The sequence below is a fragment of the Pseudomonas sp. LLC-1 genome, assembly GCF_002992185.1.
Classification (GTDB): domain Bacteria; phylum Pseudomonadota; class Gammaproteobacteria; order Pseudomonadales; family Pseudomonadaceae; genus Aquipseudomonas; species Aquipseudomonas monteilii.
Genome location: NZ_LUVY01000029.1, coordinates 26,238 through 46,487 on the forward strand (window position 1 = coordinate 26,238; position 20,250 = coordinate 46,487).

The following is a 20,250-nucleotide window of genomic DNA, read 5'->3' on the forward strand; positions in this document are numbered from 1 at the left end:
TGTAGGATCCTTCTCTTCGTCTAGTTTCTAAACATTTCCGAAGAGCCTGGCCAGGCAAGCCAGCTTCTTCTTGTACGAACGCCGCGCCTCCAGCGCCTGGTCCAGGCTTACCGCCAGGAACCGTGCCTGCTGGTTGGGCTGCATCTGGCCGATCAGGTCCAGGTCGGCGCTGATCACTGTTCCGATCATGGCGTAGCCGCCACCCGACACGGCATCGCGGTGCAGGATGATCGGCTCCAACCCTGCCGGCACCTGGATCGAGCCGATCGGGTAGCAGCTGTCGACGATGTTCGACGGATCCGACCCCGCACCGAACGGTTGTTCCCGTGGCTGAAAGCTCAAGGCACTGCCGCCTTTGTAGCGATAGCCGATACGGTCCGCTTCGGAACCGACGGTCCAGGCTTCGGTGAAGAAGCTTTGCGCTGCAGCTTCGGTGAGGCGGTGAAAGTACAGCCCCGGCACCACACGCAACACCACTTCGCCGCCCAAGGCCTGGCGCAGGGCCATGGGCAGGCTTGCACCCGCGCGGGTCTTGCCGCTGGGCATGCCGACCGGCAGCAGGTCGCCCGCCATCAGTTTGCGCCCCTGGAAGCCGCCCAACGCTCCCAACGCGTAGGTGGAACGGCTACCCAGTACCTCGGGCACATCGATGCCGCCGGCCACCGCCAGGTAAGCCCGCGCGCCTGCGGTGGGAAAGCCGAAACGCAACACCTGCCCGGCACGTACGGCAAACGCCGTGTCCGGGCGCTGCTCGCGACCATCGAGCAGCGCTGGCATCTGCGCACCGCACACGGCCACCAGTGTGTCCTGCTGGAACTCCAGCTCCGGCCCCACCAGCGCGCACTCCAGGCCTGCAGCGCCGGCCGGGTTGCCCACCAGGTGGTTGGCCGCACTCAGGGCGTACTGGTCGAGGGCGCCTGACGGCGGGATACCCAAGTGGTAGTAGCCTTCGCGGCCCAGGTCCTGCACAGACGTCGCCAAGCCCGGTTTGAGGACCTTGATCATGCCAATACCTCCTGCAGCGATTTGGGGTAGCCGACCGGGTCGGCGAGGAAGGCGTCCAGGGAAAACTCCACAGGGCGAATGCGCAGGTCGAAGCGGCCTTCTTCAACATCCGCCACGGCCTGGTCATAGGCACGGCGGTCGATGGGTTTGAATTGCACGATGTCACCCGGACGGAAGAACACCATGTGTGCCTTCAGGTAGTTCAAGGTCTGCTGCGGGTCGTAGATCGGTGCCGGGGTAACGCCGAACATCTGGTAACCCCCTGCTCCGCGCACCGAGTAGATACAGCCGAAACAGCCGCCATGGCCCAGGGTGAGCTTGGGCGTGTCGGTACGCGGGCGCAGGTACTTGGGCACCTGCAACTGCCGTTCGCGCTCGACCATCTGGAACATGAAGGGCAGGCCGGCAACGAAGCCGACCATCGACACGAACCATGGCGCGCCGCTGTGCGCGGCGATGAATGCCTCGACATCGGACAGGCCGTTGATACGTGCCGCGTACTCCAGGTCGGTGCTGGTCGGGTCTTGATGACGGTCACGAAAGCGCATCAGGGTTTCGTGGGTCCAGGGGTCGTTGTACAGCACCGGGATCTCGATGATTCGCGTCTGCAACGAACGCTCGGCCACGGCCTGCGCTTCGGCACCGCGCACGGCTTCAAGCAGTGCATCGGGGGCGATACGGTCCGGGTCGAAGCGGATCTGGAACGAGGCGTTGGCCAGGCACACGTCCAGCACGCCCTCCAGGGCCAGGCGCTCTACGGCGCGGGTGACGGCCATGCCCTTGAAGAAGGCTTCCAGCGACATGCTGTCGCTGACTTCGGCAAACAGGTGCTCGTCGGCGCCGAAGCTGTAGCGGATCGGGGTTGTAGCAAGCGATTCGGCCATGACTGTTCCTTTTTTGGAATCTTTATAGAAAGGCAGGCGAAAACAACCTATACGGGCTCCGGCTTGTGCCTGCCGGATGCCTCATGGGCTCAACGTGGCGCACGCACCACGATACCGGCTGCGTCCAGCGCCTTGCGCGTGGCTTCTACCAGGTCGAGCGCGCCGGGGGTATCGCTGTGCAGGCAGATGGAGTCGAACGCGATGGCCAGGTCCTGGCCTTCGACCGTACGTACCACGCCTTGCTGGCAAGCACGCAGTACCCGCTCTGCAACAGCCGTGGGGTCGTAGCCACGCACATTGCGGGTAAAGACGATAGAGCCGCTCAGGTCGTACTCGCGGTCGGCGTAGAACTCGCGGACCACCGGTTGGCCAAGTTCCTGGGCAATACGGCAGATCACCGAGCCCGGCATGCAGTACAGCAACAGCTCCGGCTCGATCACCCGCAGGTTTTCCACCAACAGGCGCGCGGCTTCCTCGTCACGCGCCAGGTGCATGTACAGCGCACCGTGCGGCTTGATGTGCTGCAGGCGCACACCTTGTGCACGGGCAATTTCTCGCAGTGCACCCAGTTGGTAAAGCATGTCGTCGACCAGCTCCTGGGCCGGGGCGTTGATATGCCGGCGGCCAAAACCCACCAGGTCTCGGAAACCCGGGTGGGCGCCCACCGCAACGCCCAACGCCTTGGCCCGCTCTACGGTGCGGCGCATGGTACCGGGGTCGCCGGCATGGAAGCCCGTGGCGATGTTCGCCGTGCTGATATGGCCCATCAGCTCGTTGTCGACGCCATCGCCAATGGTCCACGGGCCAAACCCCTCACCCATGTCCGAGTTGAAATCCACCACCTGCATGACTGTCTCTCCTGGCGCTTGTGACTGCATGCAAGCCACGTTAGATTCTCCACACCCCCTTGGGAAGATCTATAAACAGATAGGGTGTCTTCGGAAAATCAGATACCACAGGAGCCAACCGTGTCACTGACCCTGCGCCAGGTCCGCTATTTTGTCGCAACCGCCGAGATCGGCCAGATTTCCCAGGCAGCGATCCACCTGAATATCTCCCAGTCGGCGGTAACCACGGCCATCAAGGAACTGGAAGCCATGCTCGGCGTGCTGCTGTTCCAGCGCTCGGCTCAGGGCATGAACCTGACCGAGGCTGGCCGGCACTTTTTGAACCGCGCCTATGTGATTCTGCGCAGTGTCGATGACGCGTTGAACAGCCCGCTGCCGAACGTGCGTGCAAGCGGCCTGCTGCGCCTGGCGGCAAGCTACACCGTGATCGGCTACTTCCTGCCCCACCACCTGCAGCGCCTGGAACACTGGCACCCGGACGTGACCCTGGAGCTGTACGAGCAAGAGCGCAGCGCCATCGAGCAAGGCTTGCTGGAGGGGCGTTTCGACATGGCGGTAGTGCTCACCGCCAACCTCACCCACCCCGATATCGTTTCGGAGACGCTGTTCAACTCCGAGCGCCGGCTATGGCTGCCCGGTCACCATCCGCTGTGCGAGCGCTCGTCGGTGAGCCTGGCCGACGTGGCCTGTGAGCCGTTCATTCTGCTGACCGTGGACGAAGCCGAGCAAAGCGCCATGCGCTACTGGGAACACGCCGGGCAACGGCCAAGCGTGCGGGTGCGGACCAGTTCGGTGGAAGCCGTGCGCAGCATGGTTGCCAATGGCAGTGGCGTGGCGATCCTGTCAGACCTGGTACATCGGCCTTGGTCGCTGGAGGGCAAACGCATCGAGACAGTGACCATCAGCGACCCGGTTACGCCGATGAGCGTGGGGTTGGCCTGGCACCGGGAGCGGGCGTTCAGCCCGGCGATGCAGGCCGTGCGTAACTACTTTCATGATGCGTTTCTGGCGCCGCAGCAGTTGTCGGCGCGGCGTTGATTATGTGTTTGCAGGCTCGGCCTCTTCGCGGGCACGCCCGCTCCCACAGAGCACCTGCTGGATTCGTGGCCAGTGCAGGAGACATTGTGGGAGCGGGCGTGCCCGCGAAGAGGCCGGTATTGCCTCAGCGTTTCAGGCAGGTATCGATGTTCCAGCCATACAACCACTGCACCGCATCATAAAACTGATCCTGCGAACGCCCTTCCCACAACTGGTTACGCACCAGCCGCTCGACACCCTTGGCATGATAAAGCCGCCCCATTTCCCGCGCAGACCACAATACCCGCGCGGTACGCGGAATACGGATCGACTCATACAAGCGGAACGCTGCCTGCAGGTCATGCTCGCAGGCCTTCACCGCCTGCCCCAGCACCACCGCGTCTTCCAGCGCCATGCATGCCCCCTGCGCCAGGTACTGGGTCATCGGGTGGGCGGCATCGCCCAGCAAGGTGGCCCGCCCTTCGCCCCACTGCTCTACCGGGTCACGGTCGGCCGTGGCCCAGCGGCGCCACGAGGTTGGCCGGTCGAGCATCTGCCGGGGGCGCTCGTGAATGCCCTCGAAGTACGACAGCACCTCTTCCTTGCTGCCGTCGGTCACGCCCCACTGTTCCTCGTTACGGCTGTGGAAGGTCACCACCAGGTTGTACTGCTGGCCGCCGCGCAACGGGTAATGCACCAGATGGCAGCGTGGGCCGGCCCACAGCATCGGTGCGTTGACGCGCAGGTCTTCGGGCATGTTCTGCACGTCCACCACGGCCCGGTACACCACATGCCCGGTGACCCGCGCCGGGTCGCCGACCATGCGCTCGCGAATCACTGACTTGACGCCGTCGCAGCCAATCACCGCATCGGCCTGGTAGCGGTTGCCTTTGCTGTCGGTCAGGGTCACGCCGTGGTCGTGCATTTCCATTCCGGCGATATGGGTCGAAGTCTGGAAACGGATCAGCGGGTTCTGCCGCACCGCTTCGAGAATCGACAAGTGAATGTCGGCGCGATGGATCACGCCATACGGGTTGCCGAAGCGCTGGCGGAAGCGCTCGCCTACTTCGATGCGCCCTACTTCATGGGCATCGATGGCGTCCATCATGATCAGGTGATCGGTAAACACCGAGCGATTGCGCGCTGCATCGCCCACGCCCAGGGCATCCAGCGCGGCATAGGCATTGGGCCCAAGCTGAATGCCGGCGCCAATTTCGCCAATGTGGTCGGCCTGCTCCAGCAGCAGCACCTGGATACCTTGTGCGGTCAGGGCCTGGGCAGCCGCGAGGCCACCAATGCCACCGCCGACGATGATGATTTTTTGTTGTTGGGCAGTCATGGTTAGGGTCTCCGTACAGGCTGCGGTTCTTATTGGATGAAATCGGGTTGGCGACCCGGGGCAGCGCGCTGGAAGGCGGGTTGTGCCTGGCAGTGCTCGTACACCGCCATCACCCGTGGGTAGGCGTGCAGGTCACAGCCCATGCGCTCGGCGTTGGCCACCTGCGGCACCAGGCAGCAATCCGCCAGGGTGGAGTGCTCGCCAAAGCAATACGGCCCATCGCCATGACGTTGCAGCAAGGCTTCGAGCGCAGCCAGGCCTTCGGCCACCCAGTGGGCGTACCAACGGTCTTTTTCCTCAGGCCCCACTTCCAGCACGCGTTGCAGGTAACCCAGCACGCGCACGTTGTTCAGCGGGTGGATATCGCAGGCGATCAACTGTGCGACTTCCAGCACCCGTGCGCGGAGCAGCGGCTGCTTTGGTAGCAACGGCGCCTGGGGGTACAGCGCGTCGAGGTAGTCAATAATGGCCAGCGATTGGGTCAGGCTGACGCCGTCATTGCCGACCAGCACCGGTACGCCGCCAATCGGGCTGAGCTCACGGTGCTGCGCCTGGCGTTGTTCACCGGCACGCAGGTTGACACCGTGGTAGTCCACCTCCAGGCCTTTGAGGGCAAGGGCGATGCGCACCCGATACGACGTGGAACTGTTGAAAAAACTGTAGAGCTGCATGGCAGTATTCCTGCTCGATCAGAGCGTGACGTGGGTATTGGCGCGCAGTGCGGTGGCAGGCTGCGCGCCCTTGAAGAAGATCGCCGCAGCGGCCAGCACAGCCGGCAGCATGAGCACGCCGAACAGCACCTCGAAGGACAACCCGGCATCCACCAACAGCGCGCCGCCGAAGGTGCCGCACACCGAACCGATACGCCCTACCCCATGCGCCCAACTCACCCCCGTGGCGCGGCTGGCGGTGGGGTAAAACGCGGCCGCCAGGGCATTGGCGCCCACCTGCGAGCCGCTGATGCAAAAGCCCATGCCGGCAACGCTCAGGCCCAGCATTGCGTAGTCGCCGTGGCATTGGCCGATGGCGAACAGGCACGCCGCGCCGCCAAGCAGGGCTAGCACCAGCACGTTGTGTGGGTCGAAACGGTCCATGGCTGCGCCCAGGCACAGCGCGCCAAGCGTGCCGCCGATCTGGAACAGCGCGCTGACCAGCGCTGCCTGGCTCAGGCTAAGGCCCGTGTCGCGCACCAGCAGTGGCAGCCAGTTGGTCATGCCGTAGATGATCAGCAGGCTCATGAAGAACGCCAGCCAAAGCGCCAGGGTGCCGCGACGTAACGGTGTGGCAAGAATCTGCCGGACCGGCGAATGCCCTTCCGCCACGTCGTCCAGGCGCAAGCCCTGGCAACCCGCCGGCAAAGCACCCATGCGCTGCACGATAGCCAGTGCCTTGGCATCGCCCGGGTTACGCCGCACCAGAAAGCGCACTGACTCGGGCAAGGCCAGTACCAGGATTGGCAGCAACGCCAGCGGCAGCACCCCACCCAGGGCCAGCACGCTGCGCCAGCCGAACATCGGCAGAAGCTGCCCAGCGACCACCCCGCCCAAGGCCGAGCCCAAGGTGAAACCGCAAAACATGCCGGTCACCATCAGCGAACGACGCCGCTGCGGGCAGTACTCGGAGGTCAGGGTGATGGCGTTGGGCATTGCCCCGCCAAGGCCCAGGCCGGTGAGCAGGCGCAGCACCGCCAGGCTGTGCAGGTCCTGGGCAAACGCAGCGGCCAGGCTGAAGGCACCGAAGCAGGCCACCGACAGCAACAGCACGCGCTTGCGGCCGAAGCGGTCGGCCAGTGGCCCGGCCATGAACGCGCCGAGCATCAAACCGACCAACGCAGCGCCCAGCACCGGGCCAAGGTCGGCGGCGCCGATCTGCCAGTGCTCGCGCAATGCCGGGGCAATGAAACCGATCGCCGCCGTGTCCAGGCCATCGATGGCGGTCACCAGAAAACACAGCAACAGGATGCGCCACTGGAAGGTGGCAACCGGTTGGCTGTCGATAAAGGCTTGTACATCCACGGTGTTGTTTTTGTCAGTGGAAGACATGAGCGAAACCTCCGGGCCGGCGCCTGGCGCAGGCCACGTGTAAACCGGGAGGAAGGGCCGACGGCGCCGGCCCAGGGCAGTCAGACGACGCGGACGTGGAGCTCGCCCAGACCGTCGACCCCGCCCACCATCAACTCACCCGCCACCACCGGGCCAACGCCCTCGGGGGTGCCGGTCATGATCAGGTCGCCGGGCTGCAGTTCGAAGAAACGCGACAGGTAGGCGATGGTTTCCGGCACCGACCAGATCAGCTTGTCAATGTCGCTGCGCTGACGGTCCGCGCCCTCTACCTGCAGCCAGATGCCGGCCTGCGCCGGGTGGCCGACCTGGCTTGCAGGGTGCAACGGTGCAATTGGCGCGGAGGCATCGAACGCTTTACCGATCTCCCACGGGCGGCCCATCTCGCGCATCTTCATCTGCAGGTCGCGGCGGGTCATGTCCAGGCCAACGGCGTAACCGAACACATGCTGGTTGGCCTGCTCCAGCGGAATGTCGCGCCCGCCTTTGCCGATGGCCGCAACCAGCTCGATTTCATAGTGGTAGTTGCTGGTTTCTGCCGGGTACGGCAGCTTCAGGGTCTGGCCCTCGGCCACCGGCACTACGGCGTCAGCAGGCTTGCAGAAGAAGAACGGCGGCTCGCGGTCGGGGTCGAAGCCCATTTCCCGGGCGTGCGCAGCGTAGTTGCGGCCGACGCAGTACACACGGCGTACCGGGAAGCGCTGGTCGCTGCCGGCAATCGGCAGGCTGGGGGTGGCGGCAGGTTCGAACAGGTAAGTCATGGCAGGGGTTCCTTGGATCAATGGTGTTCGCGGGCTTCGCGCAGCAGCCCTAGGGCTTCCTGCACCGGCCGGTCGGAATAGCTGAACAGCACACACTCGTCGTCGGCCTGCAGGCTCAACGGCACCCAGCTCGGCACCACGAAGGTGTCCTTGGGCTCAAAGTGGAAGGTCTGCCCGCCGATGACCGCTCGGCCACGGCCCTCGACTACCGAGTACACGGTGGCGTCGGTGCAACGGGCAGTCTTGCCGACAAAACCGCGCGGCAGCAGTTGCATGCAGGTGCCAATGGTGGGCATGGCCCAGCCCCCGGTGGCCGGGTTGACGTAGCGCAGCTTCACGCCGTCGCAGGCATCCACTTCGCCTTGGCGTTCAAGCGTGGCCAAGGCTTCGCGGGTGCGCGCATAGGGGTAACTGAAAATCGGCGAGGTGGTGCCCTGTACCTCATGGCGCAGCGGCAGCATGTTGGCGCCATAACGGGCCAGGCTGTTGCCCTCGGGCCGGCTGACGGGCTGCACCGCTTCGGGGTAGTTCTCGGCAAAGCCCGCGCCATAGAAACGCACCGTGGGGATGTCGAGGCCGTCCAGCCAGATCACCGGTTCACCGCCCTCGGCTTCGCTCGGGTTGCCATGGTCGTGCCAGGTCCAGGACGGGGTGATGATGAAATCGCCCGGGTGCATGGTCGTGCGCTCACCGTCCACGGCCGTATAGGCGCCCTTGCCTTCGACCACGAAGCGCAGCGCCGATTGGCTGTGGCGGTGGCTGGGGGCAATTTCGCCCGGCAGGATCAATTGCAGGCCGGCGTACAGGCTGGGAGTGATCGAGGCCTGGCCGCGAATACCCGGGTTTTCCAGCACCAGTACCCGGCGCACGGCTTCTTCGGCGCTGATCAGCTGGCCAGCTTCCATCAGATACGGGCGCACTTCGCTGAAGCGCCAAAGCGCGGCAACGCACGCTGTGGTGGGCTGTGGCGGTACCAGGTTGTGCAGTTGCTCCCACAGCGGGAACAACGCCTGGCTGTCGATGCGTTGATAGAAGCCGGCGCGGGCCGTGTCGATGTTGTCGTTGTTATGCATCGCGTCACCTGTGGTGGGCTGTGGAGGGGCGGATGGCCGTGGCAGCGCCCCCGTTGTGGGTCCGATTAAACGCCCGCGCCACATACAAAAAAAATGATATTTTCATATGCAGCCATATAAAAAAGATGATGAGAGATACGCCATGCACTGGACCCGCCGCCTGCGCCCGCGCCACTTGCAACTGCTGGTGACCTTGGCCGAAACCGGCAACCTCAGCGACACCGCCCGGCAGGCCTATACCACCCAGCCCGGCCTGTCGAAGTTCCTCAAGGAGCTGGAGGAAGACGCCGGCGCGCTCCTGTTCGAGCGCCATGCCCGCGGCCTGAGGCCGACCGCAGAGGGCACGTTGCTGGTCAACCATGCGCGGCGCATCCTCAGCGAAATGGAGCGGGCGCAGAGCAACCTCGATGCCCTGCGCGAAGGCAATACGCCCAACGTGGCCATCGGCACCTCGCCCGCTTCGGCGCCGAGCCTGGTGCCGGATGCCATCCTCTACTTCCTGGAAAAGCACCCGAAAGCGCAGGTATCACTGCAGGAAAGCACCATGAACGTGCTGCTGGAGCGCCTTCAGCTGGGCCAGCTGGACGTGGTGGTCGGGCGCGTCGACAATTACCAGCCGAGCCAGGCGCTGCACAGCGAAATGCTGTTCCGTGAACCGATGCAGGTGGTCGCCCGCCCCGACCATCCATTGGCCACACGCACGGGCCTGAGCTGGGACGACCTGTACCAGTACGACTGGCTGCTGTGGCCACCGGCCACGCCGATTCGCAATCGCCTGGATACCGCCCTGAGCAACGCCGGGCGCAAACCGCTGCCGTGCCGTATCGAGTCGTCATCGCTGATGGCCAACCTGTGGTTGATGCAGAACAGCGACATGCTGTCGGTGGCTTCGGGGCGGGTCGCCGAGCATTTCCATGGGCGCGGGTTGCTGCAGCGGCTGGATTTCGAGCTGGAGGCGGAAGGGTCGATTGGCATGTGCTGGCGTGATGAGCCGCATATCGAAGGCGCGGTGCTGGACTTGCTGGAAAGCCTGCGGGAGGCGGCCCGGGTGCCTATTCGGCCAGCATCTGCGCCTGTTAAGGCCTAATCGCCGGCAAGCCAGCTCCCACAGGTATTTCACATGCATTCAGACCTGTGCAGTACCTGTGGGAGCTGGCTTGCCGGCGATGAAGGCAAAACCGATCTCGAGCCGAACGATCAGCCACCTATGCCGTCATAACCTGAGCCGGTGCCGACACGCAAAGAGGACGCGAAATGACCCAGCCCGACCCGTCATACGTCAAATGGCTCGAAGACCGCGCCATGCTCAAGGCCTCCCAAGCGCGCGCCAGGCTGTATTCAGGCCAGTCCCGGTTGTGGCAGCAGCCGTACGCCGAAGCCCAGCCCCGCCGCGCCACCGAGATCGCCTCAGTCTGGCTGACGGTGTACCCCGACGCCATCATCGCCCCGCCAGGCTGCTCGGTGCTCGGCGCCCTGGCCCACGAAGCGCTGTGGAAGCGCTTGTCGGATATCGGCATCCAGGGCCTGCACACCGGCCCGATCAAGTTGTCAGGCGGGATTCGCGGTCGCGAACTCACCCCCAGCGTGGACGGCAACTTCGACCGCATCAGCTTCGACATCGACCCGCTGTACGGCAGCGAACAGGAACTGATCCAGATGAGCCGCATGGCCGCGGCGCACAACGCCGTGACCATCGACGACCTGATCCCCTCACACACCGGCAAGGGTGCCGACTTCCGCCTGGCAGAGCTGGCACACGGGCCGTACCCGGGGCTGTACCACATGGTCGAAATCCGCGAGGAAGACTGGCCGCTATTGCCGGAGGTGCCCGCCGGCCGTGACGCGGTCAACCTGCTGCCCGCCCAGTGCGACGAGCTCAGGGCCCGCCATTACATCGTCGGCCAACTGCAACGTGTCATCTTCTTCGAGCCAGGTGTGAAGGAAACCGACTGGAGCGCTACAGCGCCGGTTACCGGTGTCGACGGCAAGACGCGACGCTGGGTATACCTGCACTATTTCAAGGAAGGCCAACCGTCTCTGAACTGGCTGGACCCGACCTTCGCCGCCCAGCAAATGATCATTGGCGATGCCCTGCACGCCCTGGACTGCCTGGGCGCCCGAGGCCTGCGCCTGGACGCCAACGGATTTCTCGGCGTGGAAACACGGGCCAACGACACCGCCTGGTCGGAAAGCCACCCACTGTCGATTGTCGGCAATCAGCTGATCGGCGGCATGATCCGCAAAGCCGGCGGCTTCAGCTTCCAGGAGCTTAACCTCACCCTGGACGACATCGCACAGATGTCCAAGGGCGGCGCCGACCTGTCCTACGATTTCATTACCCGGCCGGCCTACCAGCATGCACTGCTGACCGGCGACACCGCATTCCTGCGCCTGATGCTCAAGGAAATGCACACCTTCGGCATCGACCCGGCTTCGCTGATCCATGCCCTGCAGAACCACGACGAGCTGACCGTAGAGCTGGTGCACTTCTGGACCCTGCACGCCCACGACATGTACCTGTACAAGGGCCAGACGCTGCCCGGCAGCATCCTGCGCGAACACATCCGTGAAGAGATTTACGAACGGCTATCGGGCGAGCACGCGCCGTACAACCTGCGCTTCGTCACCAACGGCATCGCCTGCACCACGGCCAGCCTGATTGCCGCAGCACTGGGCCTGCGCGACCTGGAGCAGATCGGCGCGGCAGACATCGAACAGATCCAGAAAGTGCACCTGCTGCTGGTCATGTACAACGCCATGCAGCCGGGGGTGGTCGCGTTGTCCGGCTGGGACCTGGTCGGTGCCCTGCCCTTGCCTGCCGACGCGGTGGCCGAGCGCATGCTCGATGGCGACACCCGCTGGATTCACCGGGGCGGTTACGACCTGGCTGGGCTGGACACGCAGGCCGAGCAATCGGTGCGCGGCATGCCCCGTGCACGCGCCCTGTATGGAAGCCTGGACAGCCAGCTGGAAAACAGCGACTCGTTTGCCTGCAAGGTGAAGAAGCTGTTGGCCGTACGCCAGGCCTATGGCATCGCCACCAGCCGCCAGGTGCTGGTGCCTGAAGTCAGCAGCCCGGGGTTACTGGTGATGGTGCACGAACTGCCGGCCGGGCGCGGTATCCAGATCAGCGCGTTGAACTTTGGCCAGGACGTGATTGCGGAGGAACTGCAACTGACCGGGTTCACGCCGGGGCCGGTGGTGGACATGATCAACGAGACGGTTGAAGGCGACCTGACCGAGGACGGGCGCCTCATGGTGAACCTGGACCCGTACGAGGCGCTGTGCCTGCGGATCGTCAACAGCAGCGGGCATTTGTAAACCTGCGCAGAGGCCGACCTTGATTTTGCAGCGCCAGAGGCATAGCGTTCGGGTGATTTCTTTTTGTGCCCAGGAGCAACTCCATGTACACCGGCATCGTCCAGGCCGTCCGCCCTCTGCTTGATGTGACCTCCTACCCGGGCCACAACCAGTTCACCATCGACCTCCCCCCCGAACTGCTCGACGAACTGAAGATCGGCGCCAGCGTCAGTGTCGAGGGCACTTGCCTGTCGGTCACCGAAATTCACGGTACGCAGGTCAGGTTCGACGCCATGAACGCCACCCTGGAACGCACCAACCTGCGCAATTTCAAGGCCGGCCAAGGCGTCAACATCGAACGCTCGGCAAAAATGAATGCCGAAATCGGCGGCCACCTGATGGCCGGCCACATCGCCACCACTGCGGAAATCGTCGAGCTGTCCATCAAGGAAACCGGTGCATTCATCACGTTTCGCATGCCGCCGGAATGGGGCAAGTACGTGTTCCCGCGCGGCTTCATCGGGGTCAACGGCTGCAGCCTGACCGTTGCCGATGTCGACGACAATGTCATCACCATCAACCTGATCCCGGAAACCCTGCGCCAGACCACCTTCGCCCGCTACAAGGCCGGCGAGCTGCTAAATATCGAGGTCGATCACCAGACCATGGTGCTGGTCGACGTGGTGGAGCGCACCATCAAAGGCACCCTGGCCCGCGAAAAACTGCTGCCCTGAGGCCTGCGCATGCTGCCCAATGCCCTCCCCGCGCGCACGGCCAGGCGGCTGCGGCTGCAAACCCTGCGTGGTCGTGTCGGCCTCGGCCTGGTCGCCGCCCTGTCGGTGCTGGCTGGCATGACCGATGCCATCGGCCTGCTGGCGCTGGGTGACTTCGTGTCATTCATGAGCGGCAACACCACGCGCCTGGCGGTGGCCATCAGTGAAGCCGACCTGCCCCTGGTGCTGCGCCTGAGTGGCGCGGTATTGGGCTTTGTCGCCGGCAATGCGCTGGGCGTACTGCTGGCACGCGGCTTTCACCGCCGGGCCTGGCCCGTGTTGCTGGTGGTCGCCGCACTGCTGGGGTTCGCAGCCGTATGGCCGTTGGCAGCCACCTTCCCGGCATTACTGGCCGCCACACTGGCCATGGGCATGATCAACGCCGTGGTCGAACAGGTGAACGGCCTGCCCATCGGCCTGACCTACGTTACTGGCGCCCTGTCCCGCTTCGGCCGCGGCCTGGGGCGCTGGCTGCTGGGCGAGCGGCGTAACGGCTGGCGGGTGCAGCTGGTGCCTTGGGCCGGCATGCTGTCGGGGGCCGCGCTCGGCGCCTGGTTGCAACAACACCTGGGCCTGCAGGCACTGGCCGGCAGCTGCGCACTGGCGTGTGTGCTGGCCCTGGTATCGCGGTTCATCCCGCGCGCCTGGCAGCGCGGCTACATGCCTCGCTGATCAGTCGATGCGCGGGTGCTGCTGAGCCAGCACCTTGCGTTTCGCTTCCAGCTCGGCGATCTGCGCGTCGATGTCTTCGATTTTCTGCTCGATGTTGTCGTGGTGCTCCTGCAGCAGTTCACGCGCTTCCTCGATGTCCGATGCCGCCGGTGCCGCACCGCGCAGCGGCTTGTTGGCGGTTTCCTTCATGGTCAGGCCAGTGACAAGGCCCACGGCGGCAATCGCCATCAGGTAATAAGCCGGCATGTACAGGTTGCCGGTGCTCTCCACCAGCCAGGCAGTGAGCGTCGGGGTAAGGCCGGCGATCAGCACCGATATGTTGAAGGCACTGGCCAGGGCGCTGTAGCGGATGTGCGTGGGGAACATCGCCGGCAGCGTCGAGGCCATTACGCCGATGAAGAAGTTGAGCATGACGGCAATGATCAGCAACCCGGCGAAAATCACCGCCAGCTCGCCGCTGTTGATCAGCATGAACGCCGGAATGGCCAGGGCGAACAGGCCGACACTCCCGACGATGATGAATGGCCGGCGGCCAAACTTGTCGCTGAGCAAGCCTATCATCGGTTGCACGAACAGCATGCCGACCATGATCGCGATGATGATCAGCACGCCATGGTCTTCGCTGTAATGCAGGTTGTGCGACAGGTAGCTGGGCATGTAGGTGAGCAGCATGTAATAGGTGACGTTGGTGGCAATCACCACACCAATGCAAGTCACCAGGCTGCGCCAGTGCTGGGTGGCCACCTCCTTGAACGACACCTTGGGCCCGGAGGCAAGCCCTTCGCGGTCGCCCTGCTCCAGCTTCTCGACATGCTGCTGGAACGCGGGTGTTTCTTCCAGCGCATGGCGCAGGTACAGGCCGATGATGCCCAACGGCAGGGCCAGGAAGAACGGCAGGCGCCAGCCCCACTCCAGGAATTTTTCCTCGCCGAGAACGGTAGAAATCAGCACCACCACGCCTGCACCAAGCACAAAACCGGCAATGGAGCCGAAGTCCAGCCAGCTACCGAGAAAACCCCGCTTGCGGTCGGGGGCGTATTCGGCGACGAAGATCGACGCCCCCGTGTACTCGCCGCCCACTGAGAACCCTTGGGCCATCTTGGCCAGCAGCAACAAAATTGGCGCCCAGATGCCGATGCTGGCATAGGACGGTATCAGGCCGATAGCGAAGGTACTGAGCGACATGATCACGATGGTCGCGGCGAGGATTTTTTGCCGGCCAAACCTGTCGCCCAGGGCGCCAAAAAACAGTCCGCCTAACGGCCGGATCAGGAACGGCACAGAAAAGGTGGCCAGTGCCGCGATCATCTGCACGCTGGGGTCGGCATTGGGGAAGAACACCTTCCCCAGCGCGTAGGCGACGAAGCCGTAAACACCGAAGTCGAACCACTCCATGGCATTGCCCAGCGCTGCGGCGGTGATCGCCTTTTTCATCTTTCCGTCGTCGACGATCGTGATGTCCTTCAGGCCGATTGGCTGGACGCTTTTCTTGCGAGGTTTCATGCCCGTATCCCTGTCGATGAATGCTCTTAGGGTTCAGATACAACGGGACACTAAATAATTCAGCGCTTAACGATTTTTTGTGAATCCGCTTGCTGGCCGCTCGCGGGTGAATCCGGGCATGAGCGAGAAAACGAATAGTAGACAATTTGTATAATGTCGATAGACAATGACAAAATGTCGCACTCGACGGCCGATGTGCCACCTGCGGCATGTCACCGTGCAAGATCGTTAACCGGAGTAGATAAATGCAAAAAGTAACTTCGCTGCCTGGCGATGACGCCCGTCCGGGCTGGTACCACACCAGCCCCAAGCGTCAGCCGCGCCCGGGCCATTCGGGTCGCAAGGAAGCGCGCTGGACCATCATCGGCGCAGGCCTGACCGGCCTGGCAGCGGCGCGCCAGATGGCGTTGAACTTCCCCAATGAAGAGATCGTGCTGGTCGAAGCCCAGGAAGTCGGCTTTGGTTCCGCCGGCCGCAATGCCGGTTTCGCCATCGATGTGCCGCATGACATCGGCGCCAAGGACTACATCGGCGACGTCACCGTCGCGACCAAGATCCTGCGCCTGAATACCCTCGGTCAGGACTACCTGCGCGACATCGTCGAGCGCAACGGCATCGACTGCCAGATGTCTGACTCCGGTAAATACCAGGCCGCCGTCGGCGCCAAGGGCATTGCCATCCTCGAGGCCTACCGCAGTGGCCTGGAGAAAATCGGCTGCAGCTCTACCCTGATCGACGAGCAGGACCTGCCCGCACACATTGGCACCTCGTACTACAAAAAGGCCCTGCACATCCCCGGCACCTTGCTGCTGCAGCCCTCGGCGCTGGTCAAGGGCCTCGCCGACAACCTGCCGGCCAACGTCACCCTGTACGAACACACGCCGATCACCTCGATCGACCAGGGCGACAGGATCACCCTGGTGCATGACCGTGGCACCATCGTCACTGACAAGCTGATCCTGGCCAACAACGGCTTTGCCTCGGCATTCGGTTTCCTCAAGGGCCGCCTGCTGCCGACGTTCCTGTACGCCAGCCTCAGCCGCCAGCTGACCGAGCAAGAGCAAGCCCGCCTGGGTGGCCAGCCGGTGTGGGGGGTGATCCCCGCGCACCCGTTCGGCAGCACCGTGCGCCGCACCGCCGACAACCGCATCCTGATCCGCAACAGCTTCAACTTCTACCCGGACGGCCGCCCCCGCGCCAACGCCCTGCAGAGCCATTTGCCGACCCATCGCAAATCGTTCGAGCGACGCTTCCCGATGCTCGGGAATGTCGAGTTCGAATACTCCTGGAGTGGCGCCATCTGCCTGTCGGAAAACCACGAAGGCTTCTTCGGCCAGCTGGCACCGAACGTGTACGGCGCGCTGTGCTGCAACGGCCTGGGCATCACCCGCGGTACCGCCACCGGCAAGCTGCTGGCCGACTGGCTGGCTGGCGAACGTAACGAGCACATCGACTTCCTGCTGTCGTCGCCAGGCCCGAACAAGACCCCGCCACAGCCGTTCCTGTCCATCGGCGTGAACTCGGTGCTCAAGTGGGGCCAGTTCCGCGCCGGCCTGGAAGTCTGACCACGCGGGCTACCAGGCCCGCCATCTGCCTTGCGTTGCACTATTACCAGATCAAGAGAAAATCATGCGTTCCACTGCCCAACCCGTCATGATCGACGACGTTGAAATCAACAGCTTCCATCAACTGCTCACCCTGCGTACCGGGCTGGGCTGGGTGATGGTCGGTTACATCCTCAGCATCATCGGCGTGGCTACCCTTCCCATGTCGGCTTCGCTAAACCTGAGCGGCTTCTGGCAAGGCATGGTCGCCGCCATGGCCCTGCTCGGCGTATTCGCCGGCGGCTTCTTCGGCGGCTGGCTGACCGACCGCATGGGCCGGCAGAAGCTGTTCTTCGTCGCCCCGGCCATCGTCATGCTGTCGTCCGTGGCCATGCTCTGGGTTCAAGACCCGCTGGCCCTGTCGCTGCTGCGCCTGCTGTGCGGCCTGGCGGTCGGCATCGAATACACCGCTGCCGGTTCGCTGCTGACCGAGTTCATTCCGCAGAAGTCCCGTGGCTCGCGGCTCTCGCTGCTGACCGTGCTGTGGTTCGTCGGCGCCGCGCTGGCATACATTGCCGGCAACTTCATGCTGGCCGACGCAGGCCCGGAACAATGGCGCACGGTCATGGCCAGCCCGGCAATCATTGCCGGCCTGCTGCTGCTCGCCCGCCTGGGGACCCCGGAGTCACCACGCTGGCTGCTGAGCAAAGGCCGCCGCAGAGAAGCCGAGCAAGTCATCCGCAAGGTTTACGGGCGTGACTTCTCGCTGCGCAACATCAGCGATGACAGCGCCCCGGGCGAGGCCATGTCATTCATCGGCGCCCTGCGCGCCGGCTACGGCAAACGCATCCTGTTCGTGGTGATGTTCTGGGCCTGCGCGGTGATCCCGCTGTTCGCCGTGTATGCCTTCGTGCCCAAGCTGTTCCAGGCACTGCAACTGACCGGTAACCTGGCCGCCTACGGCTCGATGGGCATCACCCTGATCCTGGTATTGGGCTGCATCATCGCCACCTGGCTGATCAACTACCTGGGCCGACGCACCATCATCCTCCACAGCTTCCTGTGGTCGGGGCTGGCGCTGCTGGGGCTGGGCCTTTTCCCGGATGCACAGGGCTGGGTGGTGCTGTCGCTGTTCGGTGCCTACGCGCTGTTCATTGGCGGTGCCCAGGTGCTGGAGTTCGTCTACCCGAACGAGCTGTTCCCCACCGAAATCCGCGCATTCGCGGTGGGCATGGGCGCCTCCCTGGCGGCCTTCAGCTCGGCCATCGGTACCTGGCTGGTACCGATTTCGCTGGAACACTACGGCATCGCCAACACGATGTTCGCTGCAGCGGCGATCACCATGCTGGGGCTGGCTGTGTCACTGGTGCTGGCACCCGAGACCAAGTCGATGAGCCTGCAGGAAGCGGCAGCGCTGTAAAAAAGAAAAGCCGCTGCATGTGCAGCGGCTTTTTCATACCTGAAGGCCTGGCGTCAGATACCTTCGCGGGCCAGGTCCATGGCGAAGTAGGTCAGGATCAGGTCAGCACCGGCACGCTTGATTGCGCCAATGCTTTCACGCACTACCCGGCCTTCATCGATGGCACCGGCCAGGCCGCCGAACTTGATCATCGCGTACTCGCCGCTCACCTGATAGGCCGCCAGCGGCAGGCGCGACGCGGCGCGGATGTCGGCGATCACGTCCAGGTAGGCGCCAGCCGGCTTGACCATCAGCACGTCTGCCCCTTCCTGCTCGTCCAGCAGCGACTCGCGCACCGCTTCGCGACGGTTCATCGGGTTCATCTGGTAGCTCTTGCGGTCGCCCTTCAGCGCGGTACCACCGGCTTCACGGAACGGGCCATACAGCGACGAGGCGAACTTGGTCGAGTAGGCCATGATCGCCGTGTCATGGAAACCGGCGCCATCCAGCGCGCTGCGGATAGCCTGTACCTGGCCGTCCATTGCCGCCGACGGGGCGATGAAGTCGGCACCGGCAGCGGCGGCGATGACCGCCTGCTTGCCCAGGTTGGCCAGGGTGGCGTCGTTGTCCACACCGTGGTCATGCAGCACGCCGCAGTGGCCGTGGCTGGTGTATTCGCAGAAGCAGGTGTCGGACATCACCACCATTTCCGGCACGGTGTCTTTGCAGATGCGCGACATGCGCGCAACCAGTCCGTTTTCGTTCCAGGTGTCGCTGCCAACAGCGTCCAGGTTGTGCGATACGCCAAAGGTCATCACCGACTTGATCCCGGCACGGGCGTAGCGCTCGATTTCCTGGGCCAGCAGCTTTTCGGGGATGCGATTGACACCGGGCATGCTGGTGATCGGCACGAAGTCATCGATGCCCTCTTCGACGAAGATCGGCAGGATCAGGTCTTCCAGGCGGAACTCGGTTTCCTGGAAGATCGTGCGCAGGGACTCGTTCTGGCGCAGGCGGCGGGGACGAACGGACGGGAATTGGTTGGACATGACAGCTCCAGGGCATTTTGAACGGCGTATACCTTATGCCTGTCGCGCGCCAGTGAAAAGGCTAAATGACGAGATTGTGTCTTGCGTCAATGGCAATGGCCGGGTTTTGCCCGCAAGGGCCTCTTCGTGGGCATGCCCGCGAAGAGGTCGACACAGGAGAATTCACTCCACCAGCCGCGGTGCCCCCACTTCTGCGGCCTGCCGGTCCAGCCCATGGGCTTCGAGAATCCGCGCAATCTCGCCACTGCCATGCAATGCCTGAATGTTGGCATCCAGCGCCTTGCCCAGTTCGGTATTGCTCAGCATATAAGGGATAGCTGTTTGCCCCGGCTGCTCGGTGGCTTTCACCCGAGGGTCAGGCGCAGACACCTTGATGCTCGCCCCTTGGTAGGCCCCCTTCTGCTGCGACACCACCGCCACCGCATGGCTGTCGATACCGGCCTCAATGCGCCCGGACGCCAGGTCCTGCGCCATGGCCACCGGGTTGGGGTACAGCACCAGGTTATCACCCAGCACCTTCTTCAGGTCGTTGACCCACAGGTAGCCCTGCACGGTGCCGACCCGTTTGCCCTCCAGCTCACCGACCGTGGCATAACCCTGCTTCGAGATAATGCCCATCACATCCAGGTACAGCGGCGCCGAAAGCCCCAATACCTTGCCGCGCTCCACCGTGCGGTACCAGTCGCCGATGACCACGTCGGCACGGCGGGTGACCACCGACTGGATCGCCGCTGCCGGGTCGAGCACGCTGGCTTTGATGGACAGGCACTCGCGGGCGGCGATCTGCTTGATGATCTCCCCGTCCACTCCGCCCAGTTCCTGATTCGGGCCAGGCACGGAGTAAGGCGGGAACACCCACGCAGCCACGGTCAGCACACCAGGTGTAAGGGTTTCGAAACTGTGGCTTGGCTTGCACTCGGCCATGGCCTGGGCGCTGCCGGCAACGGCGGCGCAAAGGGCCAACCAACGGGTGACGCGCTTGAATGGTTTCATCACGGGTACCTATGCAATGTTGAGGGCAGG

General features: G+C 63.9%; 18 protein-coding genes. 7 read left to right on the forward strand and 11 right to left on the reverse strand.

Features of this window, described 5'->3' with window-relative positions:
• Positions 1 to 27 precede the first annotated feature (27 nt).
• The 3 genes from A0O30_RS27110 to A0O30_RS27120 form a co-directional block, all read right to left on the reverse strand.
• On the reverse strand, positions 28 to 1,005 hold the full coding sequence (locus tag A0O30_RS27110) for a biotin-dependent carboxyltransferase family protein (RefSeq protein ID WP_105948771.1): 978 nt from the start codon (positions 1,003 to 1,005) through the stop codon (positions 28 to 30).
• On the reverse strand, positions 1,002 to 1,889 hold the full coding sequence (locus A0O30_RS27115) for an allophanate hydrolase subunit 1 (protein ID WP_105948772.1): 888 nt from the start codon (positions 1,887 to 1,889) through the stop codon (positions 1,002 to 1,004). Before A0O30_RS27115 ends, A0O30_RS27110 begins: the two co-directional genes overlap by 4 nt.
• Positions 1,890 to 1,978: 89 nt before the next feature.
• Positions 1,979 to 2,737: a 5-oxoprolinase subunit PxpA gene (locus A0O30_RS27120; RefSeq protein ID WP_105948773.1), complete on the reverse strand. Its 759-nt coding sequence runs from the start codon at positions 2,735 to 2,737 to the stop codon at positions 1,979 to 1,981.
• A gap of 120 nt (positions 2,738 to 2,857) precedes the next feature.
• Here A0O30_RS27120 and A0O30_RS27125 point away from each other — a divergent pair, with 120 nt between their 5' ends.
• Entirely contained in the window at positions 2,858 to 3,775 is a 918-nt protein-coding gene (locus tag A0O30_RS27125; protein ID WP_016714094.1) for a LysR family transcriptional regulator, read from the forward strand.
• A 124-nt stretch (positions 3,776 to 3,899) separates the two neighbouring features.
• On the opposite strand, the gene A0O30_RS27135 is transcribed toward A0O30_RS27125, so the two are convergent.
• The 5 genes from A0O30_RS27135 to gtdA form a co-directional block, all read right to left on the reverse strand.
• Positions 3,900 to 5,186, reverse strand: a complete 1,287-nt coding sequence (locus A0O30_RS27135; protein WP_146256333.1) for a 3-hydroxybenzoate 6-monooxygenase — start codon at positions 5,184 to 5,186, stop codon at positions 3,900 to 3,902.
• Positions 5,123 to 5,764 carry a maleylacetoacetate isomerase gene (maiA, locus tag A0O30_RS27140; protein ID WP_105948776.1) on the reverse strand — a complete coding sequence of 214 codons (642 nt, stop codon included), beginning with the start codon at positions 5,762 to 5,764 and terminating at the stop codon, positions 5,123 to 5,125. The genes A0O30_RS27135 and maiA overlap by 64 nt, the downstream gene beginning before the upstream one ends.
• An 18-nt stretch (positions 5,765 to 5,782) precedes the next feature.
• Positions 5,783 to 7,135, reverse strand: a complete 1,353-nt coding sequence (locus tag A0O30_RS27145; RefSeq protein WP_105948777.1) for an aromatic acid/H+ symport family MFS transporter — start codon at positions 7,133 to 7,135, stop codon at positions 5,783 to 5,785.
• Between the two features lie 80 nt (positions 7,136 to 7,215).
• Positions 7,216 to 7,914 (reverse strand): fumarylacetoacetate hydrolase family protein, encoded by a 699-nt coding sequence (locus A0O30_RS27150; protein ID WP_105948778.1) that lies wholly within the window; start codon positions 7,912 to 7,914, stop codon positions 7,216 to 7,218.
• Positions 7,915 to 7,931: 17 nt separating this feature from the next.
• The gene (gtdA, locus tag A0O30_RS27155) at positions 7,932 to 8,987 is read right to left on the reverse strand and encodes a gentisate 1,2-dioxygenase (RefSeq protein ID WP_105948779.1); all 1,056 of its coding nucleotides are present in this window, start codon (positions 8,985 to 8,987) and stop codon (positions 7,932 to 7,934) included.
• Between the two features lie 142 nt (positions 8,988 to 9,129).
• Here gtdA and A0O30_RS27160 point away from each other — a divergent pair, with 142 nt between their 5' ends.
• The 4 genes from A0O30_RS27160 to A0O30_RS27175 all read left to right on the forward strand — a co-directional run bounded on the left by A0O30_RS27160 (position 9,130) and on the right by A0O30_RS27175 (position 13,732).
• The gene (locus A0O30_RS27160; RefSeq protein ID WP_105948780.1) at positions 9,130 to 10,074 is read left to right on the forward strand and encodes a LysR substrate-binding domain-containing protein; all 945 of its coding nucleotides are present in this window, start codon (positions 9,130 to 9,132) and stop codon (positions 10,072 to 10,074) included.
• Between the two features lie 167 nt (positions 10,075 to 10,241).
• Positions 10,242 to 12,308 (forward strand): maltose alpha-D-glucosyltransferase, encoded by a 2,067-nt coding sequence (gene treS, locus A0O30_RS27165; protein WP_105948781.1) that lies wholly within the window; start codon positions 10,242 to 10,244, stop codon positions 12,306 to 12,308.
• 83 nt (positions 12,309 to 12,391) lie between these two features.
• On the forward strand, positions 12,392 to 13,021 hold the full coding sequence (locus tag A0O30_RS27170; RefSeq protein ID WP_105948782.1) for a riboflavin synthase subunit alpha: 630 nt from the start codon (positions 12,392 to 12,394) through the stop codon (positions 13,019 to 13,021).
• Positions 13,022 to 13,030: 9 nt separating this feature from the next.
• Positions 13,031 to 13,732 (forward strand): YoaK family protein, encoded by a 702-nt coding sequence (locus A0O30_RS27175; RefSeq protein WP_105948783.1) that lies wholly within the window; start codon positions 13,031 to 13,033, stop codon positions 13,730 to 13,732.
• Here the strand turns inward: A0O30_RS27175 and proP are convergent, their stop codons facing one another.
• Positions 13,733 to 15,235 (reverse strand): glycine betaine/L-proline transporter ProP, encoded by a 1,503-nt coding sequence (gene proP, locus A0O30_RS27180; RefSeq protein WP_060499019.1) that lies wholly within the window; start codon positions 15,233 to 15,235, stop codon positions 13,733 to 13,735. It abuts the gene before it with no gap.
• A 245-nt stretch (positions 15,236 to 15,480) separates the two neighbouring features.
• Here proP and A0O30_RS27185 point away from each other — a divergent pair, with 245 nt between their 5' ends.
• Positions 15,481 to 16,800 (forward strand): FAD-binding oxidoreductase, encoded by a 1,320-nt coding sequence (locus A0O30_RS27185; RefSeq protein ID WP_105948784.1) that lies wholly within the window; start codon positions 15,481 to 15,483, stop codon positions 16,798 to 16,800.
• A gap of 64 nt (positions 16,801 to 16,864) precedes the next feature.
• Positions 16,865 to 18,199: an MFS transporter gene (locus tag A0O30_RS27190; RefSeq protein WP_105948785.1), complete on the forward strand. Its 1,335-nt coding sequence runs from the start codon at positions 16,865 to 16,867 to the stop codon at positions 18,197 to 18,199.
• 53 nt (positions 18,200 to 18,252) lie between these two features.
• Here the strand turns inward: A0O30_RS27190 and hemB are convergent, their stop codons facing one another.
• The gene (hemB, locus tag A0O30_RS27195) at positions 18,253 to 19,227 is read right to left on the reverse strand and encodes a porphobilinogen synthase (protein ID WP_013972900.1); all 975 of its coding nucleotides are present in this window, start codon (positions 19,225 to 19,227) and stop codon (positions 18,253 to 18,255) included.
• Positions 19,228 to 19,389: 162 nt separating this feature from the next.
• Positions 19,390 to 20,223 (reverse strand): ABC transporter substrate-binding protein, encoded by an 834-nt coding sequence (locus tag A0O30_RS27200; RefSeq protein WP_105948786.1) that lies wholly within the window; start codon positions 20,221 to 20,223, stop codon positions 19,390 to 19,392.
• Between the last annotated feature and the right edge of the window lie 27 nt (positions 20,224 to 20,250).

Bases quoted from the DNA above. Each gene is read 5' to 3' on its own strand.
- A0O30_RS27110 (WP_105948771.1), bottom strand. From the start codon at position 1,005: ATGATCAAGGTCCTCAAACCGGGCTTGGCGACGTCTGTGCAGGACCTG.
- A0O30_RS27115 (WP_105948772.1), bottom strand. From the start codon at position 1,889: ATGGCCGAATCGCTTGCTACAACCCCGATCCGCTACAGCTTCGGCGCC.
- A0O30_RS27120 (WP_105948773.1), bottom strand. From the start codon at position 2,737: ATGCAGGTGGTGGATTTCAACTCGGACATGGGTGAGGGGTTTGGCCCG.
- maiA (WP_105948776.1), bottom strand. From the start codon at position 5,764: ATGCAGCTCTACAGTTTTTTCAACAGTTCCACGTCGTATCGGGTGCGC.
- A0O30_RS27145 (WP_105948777.1), bottom strand. From the start codon at position 7,135: ATGTCTTCCACTGACAAAAACAACACCGTGGATGTACAAGCCTTTATC.
- A0O30_RS27150 (WP_105948778.1), bottom strand. From the start codon at position 7,914: ATGACTTACCTGTTCGAACCTGCCGCCACCCCCAGCCTGCCGATTGCC.
- gtdA (WP_105948779.1), bottom strand. From the start codon at position 8,987: ATGCATAACAACGACAACATCGACACGGCCCGCGCCGGCTTCTATCAA.
- A0O30_RS27160 (WP_105948780.1), top strand. From the start codon at position 9,130: ATGCACTGGACCCGCCGCCTGCGCCCGCGCCACTTGCAACTGCTGGTG.
- treS (WP_105948781.1), top strand. From the start codon at position 10,242: ATGACCCAGCCCGACCCGTCATACGTCAAATGGCTCGAAGACCGCGCC.
- A0O30_RS27170 (WP_105948782.1), top strand. From the start codon at position 12,392: ATGTACACCGGCATCGTCCAGGCCGTCCGCCCTCTGCTTGATGTGACC.
- A0O30_RS27175 (WP_105948783.1), top strand. From the start codon at position 13,031: ATGCTGCCCAATGCCCTCCCCGCGCGCACGGCCAGGCGGCTGCGGCTG.
- proP (WP_060499019.1), bottom strand. From the start codon at position 15,235: ATGAAACCTCGCAAGAAAAGCGTCCAGCCAATCGGCCTGAAGGACATC.
- A0O30_RS27185 (WP_105948784.1), top strand. From the start codon at position 15,481: ATGCAAAAAGTAACTTCGCTGCCTGGCGATGACGCCCGTCCGGGCTGG.
- A0O30_RS27190 (WP_105948785.1), top strand. From the start codon at position 16,865: ATGCGTTCCACTGCCCAACCCGTCATGATCGACGACGTTGAAATCAAC.
- hemB (WP_013972900.1), bottom strand. From the start codon at position 19,227: ATGTCCAACCAATTCCCGTCCGTTCGTCCCCGCCGCCTGCGCCAGAAC.